At 62.1% G+C, this 24,973-nt stretch carries 16 protein-coding genes and 1 pseudogene; 7 read left to right on the top strand and 10 right to left on the bottom strand.

Annotated elements, in window-relative coordinates:
- The first annotated feature begins 74 nt into the window (after window positions 1–74).
- From AB4Z25_RS19915 to AB4Z25_RS19905, 3 genes are all read left to right on the top strand, one after another.
- Entirely contained in the window at window positions 75–821 is a 747-nt protein-coding gene (locus AB4Z25_RS19915) for a response regulator transcription factor (protein WP_112390729.1), read from the top strand.
- Window positions 818–2,227: a sensor histidine kinase gene (locus AB4Z25_RS19910; RefSeq protein WP_112540566.1), complete on the top strand. Its 1,410-nt coding sequence runs from the start codon at window positions 818–820 to the stop codon at window positions 2,225–2,227. Before AB4Z25_RS19915 ends, AB4Z25_RS19910 begins: the two co-directional genes overlap by 4 nt.
- A gap of 115 nt (window positions 2,228–2,342) precedes the next feature.
- Window positions 2,343–5,297 carry a bifunctional [glutamine synthetase] adenylyltransferase/[glutamine synthetase]-adenylyl-L-tyrosine phosphorylase gene (locus AB4Z25_RS19905; protein ID WP_112540567.1) on the top strand — a complete coding sequence of 985 codons (2,955 nt, stop codon included), beginning with the start codon at window positions 2,343–2,345 and terminating at the stop codon, window positions 5,295–5,297.
- Here the strand turns inward: AB4Z25_RS19905 and AB4Z25_RS19900 are convergent.
- Window positions 5,294–7,612: a sensor histidine kinase gene (locus AB4Z25_RS19900; RefSeq protein ID WP_112540568.1), complete on the bottom strand. Its 2,319-nt coding sequence runs from the start codon at window positions 7,610–7,612 to the stop codon at window positions 5,294–5,296. The two genes, AB4Z25_RS19905 and AB4Z25_RS19900, sit on opposite strands and share 4 nt — an antisense overlap.
- 183 nt (window positions 7,613–7,795) lie before the next feature.
- The gene (pepN, locus tag AB4Z25_RS19895) at window positions 7,796–10,444 is read right to left on the bottom strand and encodes an aminopeptidase N (protein ID WP_442208841.1); all 2,649 of its coding nucleotides are present in this window, start codon (window positions 10,442–10,444) and stop codon (window positions 7,796–7,798) included.
- Between the two features lie 299 nt (window positions 10,445–10,743).
- Here pepN and AB4Z25_RS19890 point away from each other — a divergent pair, with 299 nt between their 5' ends.
- Window positions 10,744–11,673, top strand: a complete 930-nt coding sequence (locus tag AB4Z25_RS19890; RefSeq protein WP_112540570.1) for a DMT family transporter — start codon at window positions 10,744–10,746, stop codon at window positions 11,671–11,673.
- Between the two features lie 217 nt (window positions 11,674–11,890).
- Entirely contained in the window at window positions 11,891–12,781 is an 891-nt protein-coding gene (locus tag AB4Z25_RS19885; protein WP_112540571.1) for a hypothetical protein, read from the top strand.
- Here the strand turns inward: AB4Z25_RS19885 and AB4Z25_RS19880 are convergent.
- The 5 genes from AB4Z25_RS19880 to AB4Z25_RS19860 form a co-directional block, all read right to left on the bottom strand.
- Complete coding sequence (locus AB4Z25_RS19880; RefSeq protein ID WP_442208840.1) at window positions 12,778–12,927, bottom strand: hypothetical protein; 150 nt, start codon at window positions 12,925–12,927, stop codon at window positions 12,778–12,780. The genes AB4Z25_RS19885 and AB4Z25_RS19880 overlap by 4 nt on opposite strands.
- A gap of 41 nt (window positions 12,928–12,968) precedes the next feature.
- On the bottom strand, window positions 12,969–13,160 hold the full coding sequence (locus tag AB4Z25_RS19875; protein WP_112390736.1) for a hypothetical protein: 192 nt from the start codon (window positions 13,158–13,160) through the stop codon (window positions 12,969–12,971).
- A gap of 134 nt (window positions 13,161–13,294) precedes the next feature.
- Window positions 13,295–14,179: a uracil-DNA glycosylase gene (locus AB4Z25_RS19870; RefSeq protein WP_442208839.1), complete on the bottom strand. Its 885-nt coding sequence runs from the start codon at window positions 14,177–14,179 to the stop codon at window positions 13,295–13,297.
- A gap of 57 nt (window positions 14,180–14,236) precedes the next feature.
- Window positions 14,237–15,532 carry an Hsp70 family protein gene (locus tag AB4Z25_RS19865; RefSeq protein ID WP_112540573.1) on the bottom strand — a complete coding sequence of 432 codons (1,296 nt, stop codon included), beginning with the start codon at window positions 15,530–15,532 and terminating at the stop codon, window positions 14,237–14,239.
- Window positions 15,533–15,674: 142 nt separating this feature from the next.
- A complete protein-coding gene (locus tag AB4Z25_RS19860; protein ID WP_112540574.1) occupies window positions 15,675–16,565 on the bottom strand; it encodes a LysR family transcriptional regulator in 891 nt (296 codons plus the stop codon).
- Window positions 16,566–16,667: 102 nt separating this feature from the next.
- Between AB4Z25_RS19860 and blaOXA the strand changes: the two are divergent.
- Window positions 16,668–17,479 (top strand): annotated as a pseudogene (gene blaOXA / locus AB4Z25_RS19855) (class D beta-lactamase).
- 38 nt (window positions 17,480–17,517) lie between these two features.
- Here the strand turns inward: blaOXA and AB4Z25_RS19850 are convergent.
- From AB4Z25_RS19850 to AB4Z25_RS19840, 3 genes are all read right to left on the bottom strand, one after another.
- Window positions 17,518–20,649 (bottom strand): efflux RND transporter permease subunit, encoded by a 3,132-nt coding sequence (locus AB4Z25_RS19850; RefSeq protein WP_112390741.1) that lies wholly within the window; start codon window positions 20,647–20,649, stop codon window positions 17,518–17,520.
- A complete protein-coding gene (locus tag AB4Z25_RS19845) occupies window positions 20,646–21,974 on the bottom strand; it encodes an efflux RND transporter periplasmic adaptor subunit (RefSeq protein WP_112540575.1) in 1,329 nt (442 codons plus the stop codon). Before AB4Z25_RS19845 ends, AB4Z25_RS19850 begins: the two co-directional genes overlap by 4 nt.
- A gap of 189 nt (window positions 21,975–22,163) precedes the next feature.
- On the bottom strand, window positions 22,164–22,952 hold the full coding sequence (locus tag AB4Z25_RS19840; RefSeq protein WP_112540576.1) for an SDR family oxidoreductase: 789 nt from the start codon (window positions 22,950–22,952) through the stop codon (window positions 22,164–22,166).
- 253 nt (window positions 22,953–23,205) lie between these two features.
- Between AB4Z25_RS19840 and AB4Z25_RS19835 the strand changes: the two genes are divergently transcribed.
- Window positions 23,206–24,870, top strand: coding sequence for an electron transfer flavoprotein-ubiquinone oxidoreductase (locus tag AB4Z25_RS19835; protein WP_112540577.1), 1,665 nt, complete (start codon window positions 23,206–23,208; stop codon window positions 24,868–24,870).
- Window positions 24,871–24,973 lie beyond the last annotated feature (103 nt).

Genomic DNA, 24,973 nt, shown 5'->3' with positions numbered 1-24,973 from the left:
CCATGATGCGCCCGAGACGGGAGCCGCGCACCAGCCCGCGCGGCTCCCTTCCACTCCATCCCTAGGTGGCCGCGATGACCCAAGCGCAACAGGAAGACGTATTGAGCCTTGCCGAAACGAAACCGGCAGGTAATGTCAGCCGCATGAAGATTCTGATTATCGAGGATGACCTCGAAGCTGCGGTTTACCTGACGAAAGCCTTTCGCGAGGCGGGGATCGTCGTCGATCATGCGAGCGACGGCGAGAGCGGCCTATTCATGGGCTCGGAAAATACCTACGACGTCATCGTCATCGACCGCATGCTGCCGCGCCGCGACGGGCTTTCCGTCATCAGCGAGCTGCGCCGCAAGGCGATCCACACCCCGGTTCTCATTCTCTCCGCTCTCGGCCAGGTCGACGATCGCGTCACCGGTTTGCGCGCCGGCGGCGACGACTATCTGCCGAAGCCCTATGCCTTCAGCGAGCTGCTTGCCCGCGTCGAGGTTCTCGGCCGCCGCAAGGGCACGCCGGAGCAGGATGTTGTCTACCGCGTTGGCGATCTGGAACTCGACCGGCTCTCCCACGAAGTGCGCCGTGGCGGCAAGGAAATCCCGTTGCAGCCGCGCGAATTCCGTCTGCTCGAATATCTGATGAAGAATGCCGGTCAGGTCGTGACCCGCACGATGCTTCTCGAAAACGTCTGGGATTACCATTTCGATCCGCAGACCAATGTCATCGACGTGCATGTCTCGCGACTGCGCTCGAAGATCGAGAAGGATTTCAGCCAGCCGCTGCTGAAGACGATCCGCGGGGCGGGTTACATGATCAAGGACGAAGGATGAACCGTTTCTGGTTTCTCTTCCGCTCTACCGCAGTCCGCCTTTCGGCTCTTTACATCCTGCTCTTCGCCATCTGCGCCGCGACGCTCGTCATCTATGTGACGGCGATGTCGCAGCGTCTGCTGACGGGCCAGATCCGCGAGGCGGTGCAGCAGGAGGTCGATCAGGTCAAGCGCGCTTACGACACCGGCGGCATCAATGCGCTGCTGCGCTCGATGGAGCGCCGCTCGCGCCAGCCGGGCGCCAATCTCTACATCATCGCCGGCCCCTCGGGCGATATCCTGGCGGGTAACGTCGCCTCGGTGCAGCCTGGCGTCTTCGAGGAGACGGGCTGGACCTCGGTGCCGTTCTTTTATCAGCGCTATGCCGAAAGCGGCCTCGACCGCCGCCATATGGCGATCGCCAATCTCTTCGTGCTCGACAATGGGCTGCGTATTCTCGTTGGCCGCGACCTCGGCGAGCCGGAGCGGTTCCGTGTGCTGGTGCGGCAAGCCCTTATGGTGGCGCTGGCGATCATGGGCCTGGGCGCGCTGATCATCTGGTTCGGCATTGGCCGCAATGCCTTGAAGCGCATCGACAGGATGTCGGGCGCCAGCAAGAAGATCATGGCGGGCGATCTCTCTCAACGTCTGCCGGTCGGTGGCTCGGGCGACGAATTCGATCGTCTTTCGGTGTCGCTGAATACCATGCTGGAACGCATCGAGAAGCTGAACGAGGGGCTGCGGCAGGTTTCCGACAACATCGCTCACGACTTGAAGACGCCGCTGACACGGCTGCGCAACAAGGCGGCCGACGCGCTGGATACCGATGACGCGGAACAGCGACGCGGTGCGCTTGAGGGCATCATCTCCGAATCCGACCAGCTGATCCGCACCTTCAATGCGCTGCTGATGATTTCCCGCGTCGAGGCAGGATCGGCGGCTGCGGAAATGTCGACGATCGAGATTTCGGCGATCGTCGCTGATTGTGCCGAACTCTACGAGCCTGTTGCCGATGAGGCGGGGTTGACGCTGACCTCCGAGGTCGAGCCCGGCATTTCCGTGCAGGGCAATCGCGAGCTGATCGGCCAGGCGCTGTTCAATCTCATCGACAACGCGATCAAATATTCAGTCGATTGCGACGGCCATGGCCAGATTGTTATCAAGCTGGCGCGCCGGGCCGATGCGATCTGCCTTTCGGTCGCCGACCACGGCGTCGGCGTTCCCGCCGACAAGCGTGAAGCCGTTATCAAGCGTTTCGTGCGGCTCGACGAAAGCCGGTCGAAGCCCGGGACAGGGCTCGGGCTTTCGCTTGTCGAGGCGGTGATGGAGCTGCATGGCGGGACGCTGGAGCTCTCCGACACCAATCCCGGCAAGGAAGAGGGCCGCGGCCTGACCGTGACGATGAGCTTCCCGGCAAAGCCTGCCTGAGCCAAAACCTCCTCAGACTATGCGCCGTTAAACGTATTGGCTCCTGACGCATGTGGCCCTAGGTTAAGGGCATACGGCAAAACGCGATTCCGGCGTGGCGCTGCCGGGAGGTGGGATGCTGAAGAAATCGACACATCTGCTGAAGGACGCTGCAGGCGCAGCGCTGAAGCCGCTCAACCAGTCCGAACTGAAGCTGGCGATGACCGATCTAGCCGAGATCGGCCGCGAGCAGCCGGCTGTCGCCGCGATGCTGAAGGCCGGTGGTCCGCTCTGCGATTTCATCGCCGCCGCCTTCACGCTGTCGCCCTATCTCCGGGACGCCGCCAATATCGACAACGACATCCTGGCTGCGGCAATCTCAGCGCCGCTGGAGCCGCAGATCGAGGCGCTGATCAAAGAGGCGCGCGACAGCTGGCAGGCGGAGGAGGGTGTGTTTCCGGCGGAATCCGTGGTGATGACCCGCCTGCGGCGGATCAAGCGCAAGGTGGCCTTCCTGGTGGCGCTGGCCGATCTCGCGCGGATATTCGACGGCCGCCAGACGACGGCGTGGCTGAGTGCTCTGGCCGAAGCATCGGTTGCTGCGGCGATAGATCATCTGCTGATGTCGGCGCATGAGAGCGGCAAGCTTGTGATCAAGGATACCGGCAAGCCGAGCGAAGGCTCGGGCCTGATCGTGCTCGGCATGGGCAAGCTCGGCGCCTCCGAACTCAACTATTCCTCCGATATCGACCTTGTCGTGTTCTTCGACGAGCAGGCGGGGATCGTTCCCGATCCTGACGATGCGATCGAGATCTTTCCGCGGCTGATGCGGCGGCTGGTGCGCATTCTTCAGGAGCGCACCGCCGATGGCTATGTGTTCCGCACCGATCTGAGGCTCCGGCCGGATCCGGGATCGACGCCGCTGGCGATCTCCTTCGATGCGGCGATGATCTATTACGAGGGCAGGGGGCAGAACTGGGAGCGGGCGGCTTTCATCAAGGCCAAGCCCGTCGCCGGAGACCTTGCGGCTGGCGAGGATTTTCTGCGCGGCCTGGTGCCATTCGTCTTCCGCAAATATCTCGACTATGCGGCGATTGCCGACATTCATTCGATCAAGCGGCAGATCCACGCGCACAAGGGCCACGGGGCGATTGCCGTCAAAGGGCACAACGTCAAGCTGGGGCGTGGCGGTATCCGCGAGATCGAGTTCTTTGCGCAGACGCAGCAGCTGATCGCCGGCGGGCGCATGCCGGTGCTGCGCAGCCGCGGCACCGAGGAGACGCTGGCCGAACTGACCAAGGCAAAGTGGATCGATGCGGAGACCCGCGACGAGCTCACGGATGCTTACTGGTTCCTGCGTGATGTCGAGCACCGCATCCAGATGGTGCGCGACGAGCAGACGCATCTGCTACCGGAGACCGAAGCCGACCTGAAACGCATCGCCTTCATGATGGGCTTCAGCGACACGTCGAGTTTTTCGGAAAAGCTGGTCGATAAGCTCAGGACCGTCGAGCGGCGCTATGCGCGGCTGTTCGAACAGGAAAACAAGCTTTCGACCGACACCGGCAATCTTGTCTTCACCGGCCAGAACGACGATCCGGATACGCTGGAGACGCTGAAGAAGATGGGCTTCCAGCGCCCGTCGGATATTTCACGCATCATCCGGACCTGGCACTATGGCCGCTACAGGGCGACGCAATCGGTCGAGGCGCGCGAGCGGCTGACGGAATTGACGCCGCAGCTCCTGCGGGTCTTCGGCGAGAGCAAGAGGGCGGACGAGGCGCTGCTGCGATTCGACAGCTTCATTTCGGGTCTGCCTTCAGGCATCCAGCTTTTCTCGCTGCTCGGCAGCAATCCGGCGCTGCTTTCGCTGATCGTCAACATCATGTCCTCGGCGCCGAAGCTTGCCGAAGTGATCGCCGCCAAGCCGCATGTTTTCGACGGCATGCTCGATCCCGGTCTGATGGCGGAGCTGCCGACGCGCGAGTATCTCGGCGAGCGCCTGAAGGCGTCTCTGGTCCAGGCTCGCTATTATGAAGAACTGCTCGACCGGCTGCGCATCTTCGCAGCCGAACAGCGGTTCCTGATCGGTATCCGGCTGTTGACGGGCGCCATCAATGGCGCGATGGCGGCGCGGGCCTTTACCCATCTCGCCGACCTGATCATCGAGGCAGCGCTCGACGGCGTTGTCAAAGAGGTCGAGGCGGCGCATGGGCGTTTCCCGGGCGGCAAGGTGGCCGTTGCCGGCATGGGCAAGCTCGGCAGTTTCGAGCTGACCGCAGGCTCCGATATCGACCTGATCCTGCTCTACGACTATGACGACACGGCTGGCGAGTCCGACGGCGAGAAGCCGCTCGATGCGGTGCGCTATTTTACCCGCATCACCCAGCGCCTGATCGCCGCCTTTTCTGCACCGACGGCAGAAGGCATTCTCTACGAGGTCGACATGCGGCTTCGCCCCTCCGGCAACAAGGGGCCGGTGGCGACGCGGATCAATTCCTTCGAGAAATACCAGCGCGAGGAAGCCTGGACCTGGGAGCACATGGCGCTCAGCCGGGCGCGGCTGATCTGCGGCGATGCGAGCTTAACGGAAGCTGCCGAGCGGATCATTTCCGATGTGCTGTCGCAGAAGCGCGATACGGCCAAGGTCGCGCGCGATGTCGGCGAGATGCGTGACCTGATCGACAAGGAGAAGGCGCCGGAGAACGGCTGGGATCTGAAGCTCATCCCGGGCGGCGTCATTGATATCGAGTTCATCGCGCAATATCTGGCACTGATTGCACCCACAAAGGGCGATGCTGTGAAGGTCAACGGGCTGAATACGGGCGAGGCGCTGAAGGCGCTTGGCGGTAGGCTGATGACGCCTGCCGATCTCGATACCTGCCTCGAGGCATTCAACCTCTATACCGAGCTTTCGCAGCTGATCCGTCTCTGCATCGACGGGCTGTTCGATCCGAAGGAAGCCCCATCGGGGCTCGTCGAGCTCGTCTGCCGGGCCGGCGACTGCCCCGATATCAAAACGCTGGAAAGCGAAGTGAAGCGGCTGTCGAAGGCGGTGCGCAAGATCTTTCAGGCGGTCCTGAAGGCCTAGCGGATCACATCGGGAATACGGAAGGTGATGGCGGTACCGCGGCCTTCGCGCGATCGGATGCGCATGTTGCCGCCATGCAGCGCCGCCAGCGAGCGGGAGATCGCCAGGCCGAGGCCCGAGCCGCCCTTGCTCTTCGCATACTGGCTCTGCACCTGCTCGAAGGGTTGGCCGATCTTCGACAGCGCCTTGCGCGGAATGCCGATGCCGGTATCGGCGATGGTGATAACAACACCCTTGGCATCGCGGCGGGTGCGCAGTGCGATACGGCCGCCGTCGTTGGTGAACTTCACGGCGTTGGAGAGCAGGTTGAGCATGATCTGCTTCATGGCGCGGCGGTCGGCCGTCAGCGTCATGCCATCGCAGAGACGCTGCTCGATGACGATGTTCTTTTCGGCGGCCGGGATGGCCGTGAAGCGCAGGCTTTCCTCGATGAGAGGCGCGAGATCGATCGTCTCACGATGCAGCTTCATGTGGCCGGCTTCGATCTTCGACATGTCGAGGATGTCGTTGATGACATTCAGCAGGTGCTTGCCGCTGTCATGGATATCGCGGGCATATTCGTCGTATTTCAGCGAGCCGAGCGGGCCGAACATCTGGTCCTGCAGGATTTCGGAGAAGCCGAGGATGGCGTTCAGCGGCGTGCGCAGCTCATGCGACATGTTGGCGAGGAATTCCGACTTGGCCTTGTTAGCGGCCTCGGCGCGTTCCTTTTCGGCGAGATAGTTGGCGTTGGCGACAGAGAGCGCGGCCTTCTGGTCTTCGAGCGTGGCGCGGTAGGACTTGAGGTCGCCGATCGTCGCGACGTGGCGGCGCTCGGAGTCGCGCAGGCGTTCCTGGTTGCGCTTCAGAAGCGTGATGTCGGTGCCGACGGAGACCATGCCGCCGTCGCGGGTGCGGCGCTCGTTGATCTGCAACCAACGCTCGTCGGCAAGCTGGACTTCGGCGGTGCGCGAGTGGCCGGCGCCATGCGGATCGACCATGCGGCGCTCGATCACCGGACGGGCGGCGGCGGCGTTGACGACGCTGCGCTCGGTGCCCGGAACGAGCACGCTGTCGGGAAGGCCATAGGCCTGCTGGAAATGGGCGTTGCACATCACCAGACGGTCGTTCTTGTCCCAGAGCACGAAGGCTTCCGAGGTGCACTCGATGGCGTCTGCGAGGCGCTGGTCGGCTTCGGCATAGCGCTGGGCGAGGCGGTGCTGCTCGGTGACGTCCATGGCGATGCCGATCATGTGCATGCGGCCGGAATTGCTGCGGATCATCTGGGCGCGGGCGCGCATCCAGACATAGTGACCGGCGGCATGGCGCATGCGGAAGATCTGGTCGACCTGGCCGGACGTGCCCTTGGCAATCGAACGGGCGATCTCGTGCAGGCCGCCGTCCTCGGGGTGCATCAGGCGGGCGGCCTCGTTGAAGGACATCGTCTTGTCGGAGCCGGGCAGGCCGAGCATGTCGTACATCGACCGCGACCAGAAGAATTCGCGGTTCTCGAAATCGAAATCCCAGAGGCCGCAACGGCCGCGGGACAGCGCGGTTTCGACGCGCTGGTTGGATTCGACGAAGATATCGTCGGCATCGCGGGCCCGCTTCACCTGCATGTAATAGGCATAGAGGATGACGAGCAGGATCGAGGATATACCGGCAAACAATGTGACGTTGAGCGTCAGCTCCTCGCGCCAGAGCTTGCCGATCTGATCCAGCGAGGTGGCAGCGATGATATAGCCGCCGGACGAGCCGACGAGGCTGATCTCGGCATAGTGGGGATCGCCGCTGATCGTCGTTTCGATGACACCAGCGCGATCGCCGAAGCGGCGGATCGCCGATACTTCGGGGAAGAAGTCGCCGACGTCGGAACCGACATACGAAACGCCCGCTGCGGAGGCTGCAAAGACCTTGCCGCTCGACTGAACTAGCAGGATGAAGGAGCCGCTGTCGAGCCTGTCCTGGGGAAGAAACTTGGAAAGCCGCGCCTGCGCTTCGGCGCCATTGCCTGCGTCGAACAGGTCACCAGCGTCGGAAAAGACGGCTGCGGCCGCGGCCGCCGAAAGCGATGTCGCATGACGGGCGGCGGCGCCCATCCGCGAATATTCCGACATCATCCCGAAGATGTGCGAGGCGGCGACAACGGACAAAAAGGCGACGATCAGCGCCGGGATGGCACGCTTCAAGATGGTTTCGACCTGTGGAAGACGTGGTGCGCCGGCCTGGCGCGCGACCGGACGAGGGCTTCGGGTGGCCTGCGGCCATGCCCGGAGCGAACCCAAATCGACACGCAGCCGTCCTTGGGCCGCAGTTGCCCGCCGCACGTTCATCATCGTGATAACCTTGATCCCTCGTGTGATTCGATGCGCCGCTCGCTCGAACCTGACTCAATGAATCATTCCTGATTCGCCGTGTCCAGAGGCAAAGGTAAAAATCTGTTAACTATTTATAAGTGCTGATTTTTTGGTGAGTCTCGCGAGGTCCGGGCACAAGCTGCCGGACCTCGCCTTCGCAAATCACCCCTTGAGCGTCCGCTCGACGATATCGCCCACGTCGCTCGAAAGGCCAGGCGCGCGTTCTATCTCCATCAGAGCCGAACGGGCGAAATCGGCCCGCGCCGGCTCCAGTGAGCGCCAGGAGCGCATCGATGTGAGGATGCGGGCAGCCAGCTGCGGATTGCGCTGGTCGATATCGAGGATCTCGCCAGCGAGGAAGCGATAGCCCTCGCCATCGGCACGGCCGAAGCCGGTCGGATTGGTGAAGGCGAAGGTGCCGATCAGCGACCGGACCCGGTTCGGGTTCGTACTCTTGAAGAGCGGGCTGTCCATCAGTTTCTTGACGCGGTCGAGTGTCGCCGCACCCGGGATCGTCGCCTGGACCGAGAACCACTTGTCGACGACGAGGGCATTCTCTTCAAAGCGGTCGCGGAAGGCCGACAGAGCGCTGACGGCCTCGGCGCTGTCAGGGAAACGGTGTGCCAGGAGTGTCAGGGCGTGCAACTGCTCGGTCATGTTGTTGGCGGCGTCGAAGGCGGCCTTGGCACGAACCGGCGTGTTCTCTGCGTAGGAGAGATAGGTGAGGGCGGCATTGCGCAGCGCGCGCCGTCCGGCACTCGCTGCATCCGGGCTGAAGGCGCCCGATGTCGTCATAGTCTCGAAGAGGTTTGCAAAGATCGCGGCACCCTGTTCGGCGATCTGCTTCATCACCGCCTGACGGCCGGCATGGATTGCGTCGGGATCGTTGTTGCCGCCGAGCTCGCGGGCGATATCGGCTTCGCTCGGAAGCGCCAGCGCCTGGGCGCGGAAGGCGGGCTCCAGCGTTTCGTCGGAGGCGGCTGCGAGCAGGGCGTCGACAAAGGTCTGTTCGCAGGCCACCGCCTTGCCGTCACGGGCGTCGCGGGCGGCTTTGAGGAGGTTTGGCAAGGCCAGATCGGTCAGCGCCTGCCAGCGGGCGAAATGATCGGTCTCGTGGCGGGCGAGCAGTGCGAGATCGGCCGGGGCCTGATCGAAATGCAGGTTGATCGGCGCCGAGAAGCTGCGGTTGATCGACACGACCGGGCGCGAGGCGATGCCATGGAAGACGGCGGTCTGCGTCTTGCCGGTCAGGTGCAGCACCTCGTTGGCATATTCGGCGCCTTCGACCGACTTCGGCTTGATCGCCTTGCCGCTTTCGGCAAACAGCGCCAGGCTGAGCGGGATATGCATCGGCTTCTTGTCGGCCTGGCCGGGCGTTGCAGGAACGACTTGTTCGAGCTGCAGCGTGAAGGTCTTGGCCTTGGCGTCATAGGTGCCCGAGGCCGTGACGAGCGGCGTGCCGGCCTGATGGTACCAGAGCGAGAACTGCGCGAGATCGCGGCCACTGGCGTCCTCGAAGCACTTGACGAAGTCCTCGATCGTCACCGCTTCGCCGTCATGGCGCTTGAAATAGGTGTCCATGCCCTTCTTGAAGAGCTTCTTGCCGAGCAGCGTCGCGATCATGCGCGTGACTTCGCTGCCCTTCTCATAGACGGTCGTCGTGTAGAAGTTGTTGATTTCGCGGTACTTCGTCGGGCGAACGGGGTGCGCCAGGGGGCCGCCGTCTTCCGGGAACTGCTCGGACTTCAGGTGGCGCACTTCGGCGATGCGTTTGACCGGGCGGGAGCGCTGATCCGAGGAGAATTCGTGGTCGCGATAGACCGTCAGGCCTTCCTTCAGGCAGAGCTGGAACCAGTCGCGGCAGGTGATGCGGTTGCCGGTCCAGTTGTGAAAATACTCATGCGCGATGATCGCCTCGATATTGGCGTAGTCGGCATCGGTCGCGGTCTCGGGGTCGGCAAGGACGTATTTGTCGTTGAAGACGTTGAGGCCCTTGTTCTCCATGGCACCCATGTTGAAGTCGGAGACGGCGACGATCATGAAGATATCGAGATCATATTCGCGGCCGAAGACCTCTTCGTCCCACTTCATCGAGCGCTTCAGCGCATCCATGGCGTAGGCCGCGCGCGGCTCCTTGCCATGCTCGACATAGATCTTCAGCGCGACGTCGCGGCCGCTTTTCGTCGTGAACGTGTCTTCGATGATGCCGAGGTCGCCGGCAACCAGCGCGAAGAGATAGCTCGGCTTCGGATGCGGATCGAACCAGGCGGCAAAATGCTTGCCTTCGCCATAACCGGCGCCGCCCAGGAAGTTGCCGTTTGACAGCAGCAACGGGTTGGCGGCCTTCTCGGCAATGATGTTGACCGTGTAGGGCGCCAGAACGTCGGGACGATCCGGGAAATAGGTGATGCGGCGGAAGCCTTCGGCCTCGCACTGCGTGCAGTAGATACCGCCGGTGCGGTAGAGGCCCATCAGCTGGGTATTTTCGGAAGGATTGATGATCGTGGTGATCGTCAGTTCGAAAGGCTCGGTGGCCGGGAGATCGCGAACCGTGAGAGCATCCGGCGTCGCAGAATATTGCGCCGCGGGCATCTCGATCTGGTCGAACAGCAGGCCGGAGAGGGAAAGTTCGTCGCCGTCAAGGATCAGCGGCGCCTTCGGATCTGCACCTTCGCGCCGGTGGAAGATCAGCCGCGACTCGACCTTGGTCTCCGTCGGGTCGAGTTCGAAGGTCAGGTCCACGCGCTCAAGGACGAAATCGGTGGGCCGGTAGTCTGCCAGGTTAATGACCTGGCCTGTGTCTGTACGCATAAGTGTTCCCTGAAGACCTTTATCGATATGACCGAGACAGGGACGGAATCCCCGCCGTAAATTTTGGGGGCGATGATTACATTAAAGTCTGAACTAAACTTAAAGCAAAGGCCACTGAGCTTTCTTTTCGGCGCCGGCGCTGGACTTTTCCTGACACTTCCTCGAATTTCGCTTTTCGCTGGAAAATTTCCCCATCGTCGCTGTTCTTTCGTTACCATGCCGTCACACGTCACCGTGCCGCCGAGTCGGGCGGTATCCTCCTGCCTTGGAACATCAGCCGCCAGCGAGCTTGGGAAGACATGGAATCGGTTTTGAGAAACCCGATGAGGGGGATCCTGATGAAGGTCTCGTCGGTTGTCGTCTTTCTCGGCATGCAGACCTTCATAAAGCTGGCGGGAACCGGCATCGCGCCGGGGCAGGTGACCTTCTACCGCTCGTTCTTTGCGCTGTTTCCGATCATGGCCTATCTCGCCTATCGCGGTCAGCTGAAGGCTGCTTTCTACACGGCCAATCCGATCGGTCATGTGAAACGCGGCACGATCGGCATCATCTCTATGGGCTTCGGCTTCTACGGGCTGATGCACCTGCCGCTGCCTGAAGCGATTGCGCTGGGCTACGCCACGCCGCTGATTGCCGTCATCTTCGCTGCGGTGTTCCTGAAGGAACGTGTGCGGCTTTACCGCTGGAGCGCGGTGTTCTTCGGTATTATCGGGGTGGCGATCGTTTCATGGCCAAAGCTGACGCTGTTTCGCGCCGGCGGGATGGAGACGGAACAGGCGGTCGGCGCCATCTGCGTGCTGCTCTCGGCGGTGCTCGCCGGTATGGCGATGATCCAGGTCCGCAAGCTGGTGGAGGAGGAGCGCACGGCGACGATCGTTCTCTACTTCTCGATGATCGCCTCGCTCTGTTCGTTGCTGACGCTGCCTTTCGGCTGGTACTCGCTGGATCTCGAGACGACGCTGTTTCTCGTCGGTGCCGGCTTTTGCGGCGGGGTGGCGCAGATCCTGCTGACGGAGAGCTACCGGCATGCCGATGTCTCGACCATCGCGCCGTTCGAGTATACGTCGATTTTGCTCGGTGGCGTCATCGGCTATGTCGTCTTCGGCGACGTGCCGGGCGGCCACATGATGGTCGGCACCGCTATCGTCATCGCGGCCGGTGTCTACATTATTCACCGCGAACACCGGCTCGGTCTGGAACGCCGAAATGCCCGGCGCGCAGGCGGCTGACCGCTTGCTGGACGGAGTTGATTCCGATCCTATTGCACCTCTCCAGCGGGAATATACTGGCGAAATTTTAGGATACCAAAGCCGCCTTGAATATGATTGATGAAGCTGACGAAGTTTCATTTATTCAAAGCCTTGCATATGCGAATGGCCACCAAAAAGGACTGAATTGTCCCGAAGGCTGGTAGCTCCGGAAGCTGGCTTGCGAGCGGGGGCGCTTATGGCATTTTCGGCTGACGAACTGGCGCACCACCCGAACTTCCTGGCTTCAATCCGGCTACTCGCGGGCGACATGCGCGGGATGTTCGATGCCGCCCCGCGTCTTGCCAGGCTTCTCGCTTCGCACCAGCGCTGGCTGCTGACCCAGACCGCCTATGCGCTAAGCCTTCAGCACGATCCCGAGGATGCATCGACAGGCTTTACCGCCGTGGCACTGACCGCGCGTATCACCGATTACAAGGTGGCGAGCCGCAACACGGTGCTGAATTTCATCGATGAGCTGCTGACCTACCGCTTCATCGCCCATACACCGGGCGAAGAACGCCGCCGGCCGCGCCACTTCGAGCCTGCCGAGGTCAGTCATCAGGCGATGTATGGATGGTTTTTGTCGAACCTGACTGCACTCGATCTGATCGATGAGGGCAACCGTGCGGCCTGTTTCCAAGCCAATCCGGAGTTGATGCGCCTTGCCCATCCGCTGATCGCGGAGAATTGCCTGCACAACGACGGCTGGCGCGAGCCGCCGGAGCAGGTGGGATTGTTCCTCTGGACCGAGGCTGGCGGCATGGTGGTCGATCATCTGATATCGAGGATCGATCTGCAGAGCTGCGACGGCGAACGCTACAGCGTCGGACGCATCGAGACGCGCAATCTGGCAGGCGATTTCATGATGTCGCGGACGCACCTGCAGCGGCTGTTTGCCAAGGCCGTGCAGCAGGGATGCCTCGGCTGGTACGACGAGCCGAAGAAGACACAGCTCTGGCTTTCCAAGGCGTTTCTGCAGAATTATTGCGGCTGGCAGGCGATTAAGTTCGCCTATGTCGATCAGGCCTTCGAATTTGCGAAGGCGCAGATCGAGCGGGATCCCGTCAGGTTTGCCGTCTGCGCCTAGAGCGCGATCGCGGCAATGTCCTTGACCGGGGTCACGGGCTCGCTGGCGCTAAGCTCGCGCTCATATTCCTTCGCAGCGCAGACCGCGGCATGGATGTGCTCGATGGTTTCGATATTGCGCAGCAGCGAGATGATGACGGCAGACATGCTAAACTCCATCCGCGCGCTCTGTTGGGCGGCGCGGTAACTCAGTATTCCTGGAAGTCGGCGAAGATCGCAGCTGGACGCGTCGTGCGGCCGGTGATGCCGGTGCCGCGGGCGATCATCTGTTCGTTGGTTGCGAAGCCGAGACGGCTATAGCCTTGCGTGGTGCGGATCGGGCCGCCGGCAAGGCGCAGGGTTTCAAACCCGCAGTGTATTGGACGAAAACGTGTGTTCATTGCCTTGGTTCCTGTCAGATTCCTCCCAAGACACGAGTATATATTGCAGCGCAGCATTGATTCTGCAATGCACCTAAACGAGACGCAGGCATGCGCCTGGCGCATGGGCTCATTCATAAAATCTTTAAGATTGGCTATTTTGTAATCAGATCGAGGTCGCGCAGTTTCTGCTGAAACGCTAAAAGATCGTTCCAGGCCAAGCGCTTATTGACCGGTGCGGTCAGCAAGTCCTGCGGATGCAATGTGGCCAGCGCCGGAACTGTCAGGCTTCCTGCACCGATTTCCTTCCACTGGCCGCGCAGGCCATGGATGGTGTCTGTCTCGCCGAAAAAGACGCGAGCCGCGAAATTTCCGAAGAGCAGGATGGCTTTCGGCTCCGCCAGAGCGATCTGCCGCTCGATGAAGGGGCGGCAGATATCCATCTCCGCCGCCGATGGCACACGGTTGCCGGGCGGCCGCCAGGGGATGACCTGGGTCAGCAGAATGCTGGAACGGTCCAGGCCGATCGCTGCGAGCATCTTGTCGAGCAGCGCACCGGGGCGGCCTGCAAAGGGCTGTCCTTCGCGATCGTCCTCGGCGCTCGGCGCCGATCCGATCACCATGATGCCGCGTGCCGCATCGCCGGTCGCAAAGATGGTCGAGCGGGCGCTGTGTTTCAGATTACAGCCGTTGAAGGCTTCGAGCGCGGTTTTCAGTTCGGTGAGCGAGCGGGCGCTTTCGGCGGCAAAGCGCGCCTGCTGCACGGCTTCACCGTCCGGAATGGCAGGCTGAGGCCTCGACGCTGAAGATGCTGCCGTGGCCGGCGCCTGGCGCTGCGGCGCCGCCCGTTCCTGAGGCTGCGGCTGGCTTGCCGGAGCGGATTGCTGCGGGGCGGTGGCGCGTCTCGCCGCCTTCATCGCTTCGAATTCAGCGAAGCGATCGACCGCCTCCTCTTCCAGCAGCCACTCGACGCCCGCATCCGCATGGAAATGCAGAAGCGCTGCGAGTTCGGCCGGGGAGAGGTCGTTTGCGGAGATCATCTGGCGACCTTAGCGGAGCGGCAGCGCCAATGAAAGTGCTGCAAACGGCCGGGCGGCCTATTGCACAGTCCATTGCGAAATGTCGTCGCGTTCGCCGATCAGCGCGAGACCGTGGGCGATTGACAGCAGCTCGCCGCCGCTCTCGATCTTGTCCCGGTCGAAGCGCTCGGTGAAGATCCGACGCACGGCTGGTACGAAGGATGTGCCGCCGGTGAGGAAGACCTTGTCGATAGTTTCCGCCTTGGTCTGCGTCTTCTCCAGCACGTCATCAAGCGCGCCTTCGATGCGGCTGAGATCGTCGGCGATCCAGGTTTCGAAATTCTTGCGCTTGACGGTGCGCTGTCCGCCGCGGCCAAGCGGCGCGAAGTCGAAGGCCGCTTCTTCTTCGGCCGAGAGCGCCATCTTCGTCGCCGACACCGCCTGATAGAGCGGGTAGCCCTCGTCGTGATCGACGAGATCGACGAAGATTTCCAGCTTCTCGGGCTCAAGCGCGGTACGCACCAGTTTTCTCAGGTCTTCGAACTCGCGGGAGGTCTTGAAGATCGACAGCTGGTTCCAGCGGCCGAAGCTCGAATAGTAGTTCGACGGCACCTCAAGGATCTTGTCGAAGCTCTTGAAATGACTCCCCTTGCCGATCTGCGGCGCGACGACATTGTCGATCATGCGGTAGTCGAAGTGATCGCCGGCGATGCCGACGCCGGAATGGCCGATCGGCGTGGCGGTGAGCTTGCCGGCAATGGTTTCGAAGCGGATCAGCGAATAGTCCGTCGTGCCGCCGCCGAAGTCGGCGACCAGCACGGTGGCGTCAGACGTCAGGTTCTGCGCAAAGTAGAAGGCGGCTGCGACCGGTTCGTAGACATAGTGGATTTCAGGAAAGCCGAAGCGCGACAGCGCCTCGTTGTAGCGGTCCGTCGCCAATGCGGGATCGGCGGATGCGCCGGCAAAATGCACCGGGCGGCCGGCGACGATGCGGCTGACGTCGGACGGCCAGTTGTCGCCGGCATAGCCGCGCAGCCGCCGGATGAAGACTTCCATCAGGTCTTCGAAGCTCTGGCGCTTGCCGTAGATCAGCGTGCCCTGGAAGAGGGCGCTGGCGGCAAAGGTCTTGATCGACTGCAGGAAGCGGCAGTCGCCGGGATTGTCGATGAACTGGCGGATCGCTGCCGCGCCCGCTTCGACCTTGAGCGCCGAAGCGCCGAGCTGCGCGTCCTTCATGAAGGAGAGGGCGGTTCGCATGCTGTCGGCCGTGCCTGCCGCGCTGGTGAAACTCATGGAATGCGTCGCATTGGCGCCATCCGCCATTGCCAGAACCGTATTGGTCGTGCCGAAATCAAGCCCGAGCGCCCGTGCCATGGCCGTGCTCCTTCAATATCCGTCAAAATGTCTTGGACCGGGACCCTGCCCGGATGCGAAAAGGGCGGCGCATCTGCGCGCCCTGCGAATTTTTGAGAGCGCGGGTGATCGCATAGGACGGCGGCGAAAGCAACCCGCAGAATCAGGCCGGAGCGGCTGTCTGCGTCTCCTCCGACATCTGTTGCATCCACCGGCGAAAGGTCTCCATCGCCGGCGTCACCGGCCGCGATTTCAGGCGGGTCAGCCAGTAGCTGCCCTTGGAGATGTAAACAGGGAAAGGCTGCTCGATTTCGCCGGCCGCCAGTTGCCGCGAGAACATCAGCGGCGGGGCGAGCGCCACACCCGCGCCCTGCATCGCCGCCTCGACCATCAGCACTGACGAATCGAAGACCAGTCCGAGGATCGGTGGCGGCTCGACGCCAGCCGCCTCGAACCAGCTTGGCCATTCGTCGGTGCGGTACGAGCGCAGCAGCGTCTGCCGGGCAACGTCGTCAGGGGTTTTCAGCGTGCGGGCGATCGGTGGAATGCAGAGCACGGAGAGCGGTGCCTCGAACAGCGCTTCGGCCTCGATATCGTGCCAGGCGCCGTTGCCAAAGCGGATTGCGTAGTCGAGGCCTTCGGCGGCGATATCCACCCGGTTGTTGTTGGTCGAAAGCCGGAGATCGATATAGGGAAACTTCGCACGGAAATCCGCCAGCCGCGGCAGCAGCCAGCCGACCGCCAGCGTGCCGACGGCGCCGAGCTTCAGCACTTCGCGCAGCTGCCCGCCCTCGAAACGCTCCAGCATGTCGGCCATCCGGTCGAAGGATTCGCGCAGCACCGGCAGCAGCGCCAGTCCCTCCTCGGTGATCATCAACCCGCGCGGCAGGCGGCGGAAGAGGGTAACGCCGAGGCGCTGCTCCAGAAGCTTCACCTGATGGCTGACGGCGGCCTGCGTGACGCAGAGTTCGATGGCCGCACGGGTAAAACTCAGATGCCGGGAGGCTGCCTCGAAAGCGCGCAGGGCGTTGAGGGGAAGGTAGGGTCGAACCATGAGATGGCCTAATTCAATTCATGCCTAACCGCAGATATCATCGTTTGATCGGGCCTCGCAAGCCGGCCTAGAAAGCCGTGTCGAACCACATGGAGCACGGCAGTGGCAGTTTCAAAATCTCTTATCTTCGCCTTCTCATTCGGCATTTCGGCGCTTCTCGGCAATGTGGATGCGGCCCTGGCTGGTGATCCGATCCGCTGCACCGTTATTATCGATGAAAAGACCGGCGAGACCATTTTCCGCCAGGGCAATTGCGATCAGGGATTCTATCCGCAATCGACGTTCAAACTGCCCTTGGCCATGATGGGCTACGATGCGGGTATTCTGGTCGACGAGCACACCCCCCTTTGGCGTTACCGGCCGGAACTGCAGCGGCAGCGCAAGATCGAGCGAAAGGACACCGATCCGGCAATCTGGCTACGGGATTCCGTCGTCTGGTTCTCGCAGGAGCTGACGACGAAGCGGTCGGAGACCGCGCCTTTGCCCGCTATGTCACGGGCTTCGGCTACGGCAACGAGAATGTGTCCGGCGGGCTGACGCAGGCGTGGCTGATGTCGTCGCTGAAGATTTCGGCGGAAGAGCAGGCACGCTTCCTGCTGCGTTTCCGGCGCGGCGAGCTGCCGATCTCGGAGGAGGCGCGCCAGAAAACGGAAGCGATCGTTCCCCGCTTTCGAGCCGCCGATGGCTGGACGATCCAGGGCAAGACCGGTTCCGGCTGGCTACGCAGCAGCAATGGCGAGGCCAATCTGGAGCGGCCGCTCGGCTGGTTCGTCGGCTGGGCGGTGAGGGGCGACCGGCGTCTGGTCTTCGCAAGGCTCTCTATCGGCAACCATCGCTATCGTGGCAATCCGATCAGCTTCGAGACGCGCGATGCGCTGATTGCCGATCTGCCGAAGCTGGTCGAAGGCCGTTAAGCGAAAAGGCGCCCCGAGAGGCGCCCTTTCTTGTCGTCTTATTCGGCGGCAACCGCCCGGGTCTCCGGTTCGCCATCCTCGTTGGCGGGCGCCTCATGTGCCGGCTTGCGGCTGAAGCGCTGCTTGAGCCAGGTCTCGAAGCGGCCCATCTGCACGAAGATGACCGGGGTGATGAACAGCGTCAGCGCCTGCGAGACGATCAGACCACCGACGACGGCGATGCCGAGCGGCTGGCGCAGCTCCGAGCTGGCGCCCGAGCCGAGCGCGATCGGCAGGGCACCGAGCATGGCGCAGAAGGTCGTCATCATGATCGGCCGGAAACGCCGCACGCAAGCCTCGTGGATCGCTTCCGCCGGTGACATCTTGGTCGATCGGAGATTCTCCAGCGCCACGTCGATCATCATGATCGCGTTCTTCTTGACGATACCGATCAGCATCAGCAGGCCGATGAGCGCGATGATCGACAGGTCGAGCCCCATGACTTTCAGGGCCAGAAGCGCGCCGAGTGCCGCTGCCGGGAGGCCCGACAGAATGGTCAGCGGATGGATGAAGCTCTCGTAGAGAACGCCAAGCACGACGTAGATCGTCAGGATCGCCGCCAGGATCAGATAAGGCGTGTTGCCCTGCGACTGTTCGAAGATTTGCGCTGTACCGCCGTAGCTGGTGAACACGTCGGCAGGCATGTTCATATCGTGCTTGATCTGGTCGATCGCCGCCGTCGCATCGCTGAGGGATTCGCCGGCCGGCAGGTTGAAGGAGACTGTCGTCGAGACGAGCTGGCCGGTCTGGTTGATGGTAACGGGGCCGGTGGTTCGCTGGACATGCGCGAAGTTCGATAGCGGAACCAGCGTGCCGTTGGCCGATGCGACGTTGATTTCCGACAGCTTCTGGTCGTCCCAGGGCTTGCCGGTATCGTATTCGACGATGACGTCGTAGCTGTCGCCGGTCGACTGTATCTCGGCTGCGGTGTAGCTGCTGAAGGCCTCCTGCAGCGTGGTGCGCAGCAGATCGTTATCGATGCCGAAGGCTGCGGCCTTCTCGCTGTCGATGACGATGTTGGCCTGCAGCGCATTGTTCTGCGCGTCGGTCGTCACGTCGGTGAAACGCGAATCCTGGCGGAGTGCGGTCACCATCTTGCCGGCCCAGAGATTGGTCGTGTCGGCGTTGAGTGCCTGTACGATCAGCTGATACTGGCTGGCCGTCTGTCTGCCACCGAAGCGCAGGCTCTGGTTCGGGGTGACGAAGGCCTGCAGGCCGGGGATCTTGTTGAGCGACGAGCGCAGTTCGCGCAGGGTCTGCTCAAGCGGCACGCGCTGGTCCTTGTCCTTCAGCTCGACATAGATCGTGCCGTTGTTCAGAGGCTTCTGCGCATTGCCGCCGACCGTGGACATCACGTGATTGACGGCGCTGTTTGCCTTTACAGCCGCGGCTGCCTGCTTCTGCAGGGCTTCCATGGCCGAGTAGGAGATGTCCTGGCGGGCCTGCGTGGAGATCTGCAGGCGGCCGATATCTTCCTGCGGGAAAAAGCTCGAGGGCAGTGTCATGAACAGGTAGATGGTCAGCGCCACCGAGGCGAAGAACACGCCGATGACGGTCATGGTATGCCGAAGGCACCAGGCGACCGCGCGGTCGTAACCGTGAAGGGTCCGTTCGAAGCCCGCATCGAAGAGCCTTACCAGAAGCGGCGGGCGGCTGTGGCCTTCGGAAAGCCGCGAGCCGAGCATCGGCGTTACCGTCAGCGAGACGATCGCCGAGGCGACGATGGCGATGGCAACGACCATGCCGAACTCGTTGAAGACGCGCCCGACGACACCGCCCATCAACAGGATCGGAATGAAGACGGCGATCAGCGAAACCGACATCGAGATGATCGTGTAGCTGACCTCGCCGGAACCCTTGATCGCCGCTTCGCGGACGGGCATTCCCTCCTCGACATGGCGCAGGATGTTTTCGAGCATGACGATCGCGTCATCGACCACGAGACCCACCGCGAGCGTCAGCCCGAGCAGAGAGATGTTGTCGATACTGTAGCCCAGCACATACATCATGCCGAAGGTCGAGATCAGCGACAGCGGAACGGCAAGGCCCGGAATGATCGTCGCCGTCAAATGGCCGGTGAACAGATAGATGACGAGCACGACAAGGCCAATCGTCAGCAACAACGTAAACTTGACGTCGGTGATGGCTGCGCGGATCGGCTTTGCTGCGTCGTTCATCACCACGGTTTTGACCGATGGCGGAATTTCCGCATGCAACTGCGGCAGCTTGGCATTGATTGCATCGACGACATCGACGGTATTGGCGTCCGGCTGGCGCTGGATGGCCAGGATGATGCCGCGGTTGCCGTCATACCAGCTGCCGGTATTTTGGTTCTCGACGCTGTCCTCGACATTTGCCACGTCGCTGAGGTGAATCGCTGCGCCATTCGGCGAGGCGATGACCAGCGTGCGGAATTGGTCGGCGTTGACGCGCTGCGTATTCGCATTGATCGTCATCGTCTGGGAGCTGTTCTGCAGCGTGCCGACCGGGCTCTGATTGTTGGCGGCGGCAATGGCCTTGTTCACCGTGTCGATGCCGATTCCACGGGCCTGAAGCTTGCTGGGATCGACCTCGACGCGAACGGCATAGGTCTGTGCGCCAAATACCGATACCTGGGCAACGCCCGGCAGCGTTGAGAGCGACGGCGAAATGATGTCTTCGGCAATCTCGTCGAGCTTGCTGCGCGGCATCGTATCGCTCTGCACCGCCATCAGCATGACGGGCGCGTCGGCCGGGTTGGTCTTGCGATAGCTCGGCGGCGTCGTCAGGTTGTCAGGCAGCTGCCGGGTGGCGTGGGAGATCGCCGCCTGGACGTCGGCTGCAGCCGCATCGATGTCACGGTTCAGATCGAACTGCAGCACGATGCTGGTATTGCCGAGCGAGCTCGACGCGCTGATTTCGCTGATACCCGGAATGGTCTCGAATTGCTTGATCAGCGGTGTCGCAACCGATGTCGCCATGGTCTGCGGTGAGGCGCCGGTTAGCTGGGCCGAAACGTTGATCGTCGGGAAGTCGACCTGTGGCAGGGCGGCGACCGGGATCAACTGGTATCCCGCAAGGCCGGCCAGAATAGCGCCGATCGCCAGAAGCGTCGTGGCGACGGGACGCTGGATGCAGAAGTTCGGAATCATTCCTCAGTCCCCGCGGTGGCGTTGCCTGTTTGCTGCTGCAAGCTGTCGGCGGCCGAGGCCACGTTGAGTGCCTTGTCGTCGAACTGTTCGTTGACCGCCTGTTTGTCGTTCAGGTTGCCCTGGCCCTCGATGACCACGTGGTCGCCTGCCGAAAGCCCCGACGAGATGGCCGAAAAACCACCATTGGAGCGGGCGACCGTCACCGGTGTCAGCTGAACCTTGCCGTCCTTGGCGACGAAGGCGAAGAAACCGGTCGGTCCCGGGTTGACCGCCACGGTCGGTACGACGATCTGCTGGTCCTTGTTGTCAAAATGCACGACGACGTTGATCGACTGGCCGGGCCAGAGCGCCCCCGAGGCGTTTTCAAAACGCGCCTTTACGGCGATCGTGCCGGAGGCCTTGTCGACGATATTGTCGTAGAAGCTGACGGCGCCCTTGCGGACTTCACCCTTGGTGGAATCCGGAGCAGTGCTGACATCGACCGGACCGGCAGCCAGCGCCGTCTTCAGCTCCTTGAGATAGCGTTCCTGGAGATTGAACTGAACATAGATCGGGTCGTATTTGGCGATGGTGACGATGGCCGAGCCTGCATTGACGAAGGCGCCGTTGCTGATCGTCACGTCCCCCAGGCGTCCGTCGAACGGCGCCCGGATCTCGGTATGGTCGAGCGTGATCTGGTCGGCGGCGAGGGTGGCCTTGTCTGCTTCGACGGTTGCGGCGGCGCTATCGCGGGTCGCCTTGGCCTGATCGGAGCTTTGCTGGGTGCCTGCCTTCTGGTCGGCGAGGTCCTGCGCGCGGGTCAAGGCGATCTCTGCGCCGCTGAGTGTTGCCTGATCGCGGACGATCATCGCCCGATCCTTGTCGACCGCGGCCTTGGCCGACCGGTCGTCGAGCTTGGCGATCAGATCGCCGGCCTTGACCGTTGCGCCGTCCTGGACGCTGACGCCGACGATCTGGCCCTGCTCCTGCGCGGCGATCGTCGTGTTGTCGTCGGCGACCGCCCAGCCGGAAGCGGCAACGTCGATCGGCAGGGCCGCCTGAGCTGCGGCAACAGTCTTGATCACAGCCGGACCGCCTGCACCGCCACGGCGATGTCCGCCATTGCCGCCAGCTTGACTGCCGGATGCTGCCGCATCGCTGGCTGCGGCCTGCTGATTGCCGCCCGCGCCACCGCCATCTCCCTTGCCCGAGCCATGGGCGGCAGGTTGCTTGATCAGTTTCGAAAGATAGGGAACCTGCTGTGCATAGGGGATGCGATTGCCGAACTGCCAGATGCCGGCGGCGGCGATTGCGACGATGCTGACTGTGATCCAGAATTTCTTCATGAGCGAGACCGGTTTTGAACAGAATGGGGCGAAATTTATGCTCTAAATGAGCCGCCTATTTTGCGGCGCAAAAAAGACATTATTCGCCGCTTACGATCACTAAGCGTTTATAACAGCTTAAATTTTCGTAATGAACATTCGGTAATATTAGTCTAGCTCTAATATATACTGGATCGCTACATCGGTCGACTATACCGACCGTGCCGCTCCACCATCGCAACGGATCAGTGACCCGGTGATGTAACTTGCTGGTTCGCTGCACAAAAATGCTGCGGTGGCCGCGAACTCATCGACCTTTCCATAGCGCCCGACGGGAATGCGCGCTTCCTTTTCCGAGCGGATTTCGTCCATCGCGCGGCCGGTGCGTCTTGCTGCCGCACCGTCGAGTTCGTCGAGGCGGCCGGTGAGAATGCTGCCCGGCAGGAGCAGATTGGTGGTGACGCCATGGCTGGCGATTTCGGAGGCCAGGGTCTTGCTCCAGCCGGCAAGGGCAGGGCGCAGGGTATTGGAGAGCGCCAGGTTGGCGATCGGCTCGATGACTCCCGACGAGGCGACCGTCAGGATGCGGCCCCAGCCCTGCTGCTTCATGCCCGGAAGCAGCGCGTTGGTGAGTGTGATGACACGCAGCACCATCGAGAAGAAATAGGTCTCCAGCTTCTCGGCTGTCATGTCTTCGGTCGTACCCGGCGTCGGGCCGCCGGTGTTGTTGACGAGGATATCGAGGCCGCCGAACTTGTCGTTGACGGCTGATGTCACCGTCTGCACGAAGTTCTCGTCGCCGAGATCGGCCCAGATCCAGTCGGCCTTGCCATTGCCCTCGGCGTTGATCGCCTTGCAGTTGGCGTCCAGCTGCTCGCCGCTGCGTCCACAGAGCAGGACATTGGCGCCTTCGCGCGCCAAGGCCACCGCGATGCCGTGGCCCAATCCGCGTGACGATGCCAGAACGAGTGCGCGTTTGCCCTTGATGCCGAGATCCATGATATCCTCCAATGGTGTGCCTTTGTATAAGGCGCGGGCAGGCGGAAAGAAAAGCGGATCAACGAGAAAATCACGCAGTATAATTGACGTGAACGTAAACGTTAAATAGGTTTGTGCGCATGAAGGAAATCATTGTGCGAATTGGGAGATTGGCTGTCGTTTCCCGGCTCGACAATGCTTTCCGGTTTTGACAAGAGATTAGCCCAGATTGGGGAATGAGCCGCGGCGGCGGCCGAGCGGAGACCGAACGAAGATGACCGAGACGACAGAGCTTCCGGAACGCGAAAGCATGGAATTCGACGTTGTGATCGTCGGTGGCGGGCCGGCCGGTCTGTCTGCGGCGATCCGGCTGAAGCAGGTCAATCCGGAACTGTCGGTCGTGGTGCTGGAGAAGGGAGCCGAAGTCGGCGCTCATATCCTATCGGGCGCCGTCGTCGATCCGATCGGCATCGACCGTCTGCTGCCGGACTGGCGTTCGGAAAGCGATCATCCCTTCAAGACCGAAGTCAAGGACGATCATTTCCTGGTGCTTGGCCCGGCCGGCTCGATCCGCCTGCCGAACGCTCTCATGCCGCCGCTGATGAACAATCACGGCAATTACATCGTCTCACTCGGCAACGTCTGTCGTTGGCTGGCGGGCCACGCGGAAGCACTCGGTGTCGAGATCTATCCGGGCTTTGCCGCAACCGAAGTGCTCTATAACGACGAAGGCGCCGTCATCGGGGTCGCAACCGGCGACATGGGCATCGAGCGCAACGGCGAACCCGGCCCGAACTTTACACGCGGCATGGAACTGCTCGGCAAATATGTGCTGATCGGTGAGGGTGTGCGCGGCTCGCTCGCCAAGCAGCTGATCGCCAAGTTCGATCTGCAGAAAGACCGCGAGCCGCAGAAATTCGGCATCGGCATAAAGGAGCTCTGGCAGGTCAAGCCGGAGAACCACAAGCAGGGTCTGGTGCAGCACTCCTTCGGCTGGCCGCTCGGAATGGCCGCCGGTGGCGGCTCGTTCCTCTACCACCTCGAAGACAACATGGTCGCCGTCGGCTTCGTCGTGCACCTGAACTACAAGAACCCCTATCTCTACCCCTTCGAGGAATTCCAGCGCTTCAAGACCCATCCGGCGATCCGCGGCACGTTCGAGGGCGGCAAGCGGCTTTCCTACGGCGCCCGCGCCATCACCGAGGGCGGCTACCAGTCGGTGCCGAAGCTGACCTTCCCGGGTGGCGCGCTGATCGGCTGCTCGGCCGGTTTCGTCAATGTGCCCCGCATCAAGGGCAGCCATAATGCGGTGCTGTCTGGCATGCTGGCGGCCGAGAAGATCGCCGCGGCGATCGAGGCGGGCCGCGCCAATGACGAGATCATCGAGATTGAGAATGAATGGCGCAAGACCGATATCGGCAAGGACCTGAAGAAGGTCCGCAACGTCAAGCCGCTGTGGTCGAAGTTCGGCACGCTTGTCGGCATCGGCCTTGGGGGGCTCGACATGTGGACCAACACGCTGTTCGGCTTCTCGTTCTTCGGCACGCTCAAGCACGGCAAGACCGACGCCCAGTCGCTGGAGCCGGCCTCGCAGCACAAGAAGATCGATTATCCGAAGCCCGATGGCGTTCTCACCTTCGACCGTCTCTCCTCGGTGTTCCTGTCGAACACCAATCACGAGGAGGATCAGCCGGTTCATCTGAAGGTCAAGGACATGGCGCTGCAGAAGTCGTCCGAGCACGACATCTATGCCGGTCCCTCGACCCGCTACTGTCCGGCCGGCGTCTACGAATGGGTGGAGAAGGACGGCCAGGAGACCTACGTCATCAACGCCCAGAACTGCGTCCACTGCAAGACCTGCGACATCAAGGATCCCAACCAAAACATCAACTGGGTTCCTCCGCAGGGCGGCGAAGGGCCGGTCTATCCGAATATGTGAGGCTGCACCTCAGGGTGGCGCATGGGATTTGATCATATGCCCGTGAAAACTGCCGGTATCGCCACTTTTCGGCCTTACTTGTTGCGCCGCGCGGCATCTGTTT

Origin of the sequence: Rhizobium sp. RAF36, assembly GCF_052114105.1 — a bacterium.
In the GTDB taxonomy this organism is placed as follows: Bacteria; Pseudomonadota; Alphaproteobacteria; order Rhizobiales; family Rhizobiaceae; genus Rhizobium.
The sequence above is the reverse complement of the archived record's forward strand: the minus strand, read 5'-3'. Positions and strand labels throughout refer to the sequence as shown.

Bases quoted from the DNA above. Each gene is read 5' to 3' on its own strand.
- AB4Z25_RS19845 (WP_112540575.1), bottom strand. From the start codon at position 21,974: ATGAAGAAATTCTGGATCACAGTCAGCATCGTCGCAATCGCCGCCGCC.
- AB4Z25_RS19885 (WP_112540571.1), top strand. From the start codon at position 11,891: ATGGCATTTTCGGCTGACGAACTGGCGCACCACCCGAACTTCCTGGCT.
- AB4Z25_RS19880 (WP_442208840.1), bottom strand. From the start codon at position 12,927: ATGTCTGCCGTCATCATCTCGCTGCTGCGCAATATCGAAACCATCGAG.
- AB4Z25_RS19835 (WP_112540577.1), top strand. From the start codon at position 23,206: ATGACCGAGACGACAGAGCTTCCGGAACGCGAAAGCATGGAATTCGAC.
- AB4Z25_RS19905 (WP_112540567.1), top strand. From the start codon at position 2,343: ATGCTGAAGAAATCGACACATCTGCTGAAGGACGCTGCAGGCGCAGCG.
- AB4Z25_RS19865 (WP_112540573.1), bottom strand. From the start codon at position 15,532: ATGGCACGGGCGCTCGGGCTTGATTTCGGCACGACCAATACGGTTCTG.
- AB4Z25_RS19915 (WP_112390729.1), top strand. From the start codon at position 75: ATGACCCAAGCGCAACAGGAAGACGTATTGAGCCTTGCCGAAACGAAA.
- AB4Z25_RS19890 (WP_112540570.1), top strand. From the start codon at position 10,744: ATGGAATCGGTTTTGAGAAACCCGATGAGGGGGATCCTGATGAAGGTC.
- AB4Z25_RS19875 (WP_112390736.1), bottom strand. From the start codon at position 13,160: ATGAACACACGTTTTCGTCCAATACACTGCGGGTTTGAAACCCTGCGC.
- AB4Z25_RS19860 (WP_112540574.1), bottom strand. From the start codon at position 16,565: ATGGTTCGACCCTACCTTCCCCTCAACGCCCTGCGCGCTTTCGAGGCA.
- AB4Z25_RS19870 (WP_442208839.1), bottom strand. From the start codon at position 14,179: ATGATCTCCGCAAACGACCTCTCCCCGGCCGAACTCGCAGCGCTTCTG.
- AB4Z25_RS19910 (WP_112540566.1), top strand. From the start codon at position 818: ATGAACCGTTTCTGGTTTCTCTTCCGCTCTACCGCAGTCCGCCTTTCG.
- pepN (WP_442208841.1), bottom strand. From the start codon at position 10,444: ATGCGTACAGACACAGGCCAGGTCATTAACCTGGCAGACTACCGGCCC.
- AB4Z25_RS19840 (WP_112540576.1), bottom strand. From the start codon at position 22,952: ATGGATCTCGGCATCAAGGGCAAACGCGCACTCGTTCTGGCATCGTCA.
- AB4Z25_RS19850 (WP_112390741.1), bottom strand. From the start codon at position 20,649: ATGATTCCGAACTTCTGCATCCAGCGTCCCGTCGCCACGACGCTTCTG.
- AB4Z25_RS19900 (WP_112540568.1), bottom strand. From the start codon at position 7,612: ATGATGAACGTGCGGCGGGCAACTGCGGCCCAAGGACGGCTGCGTGTC.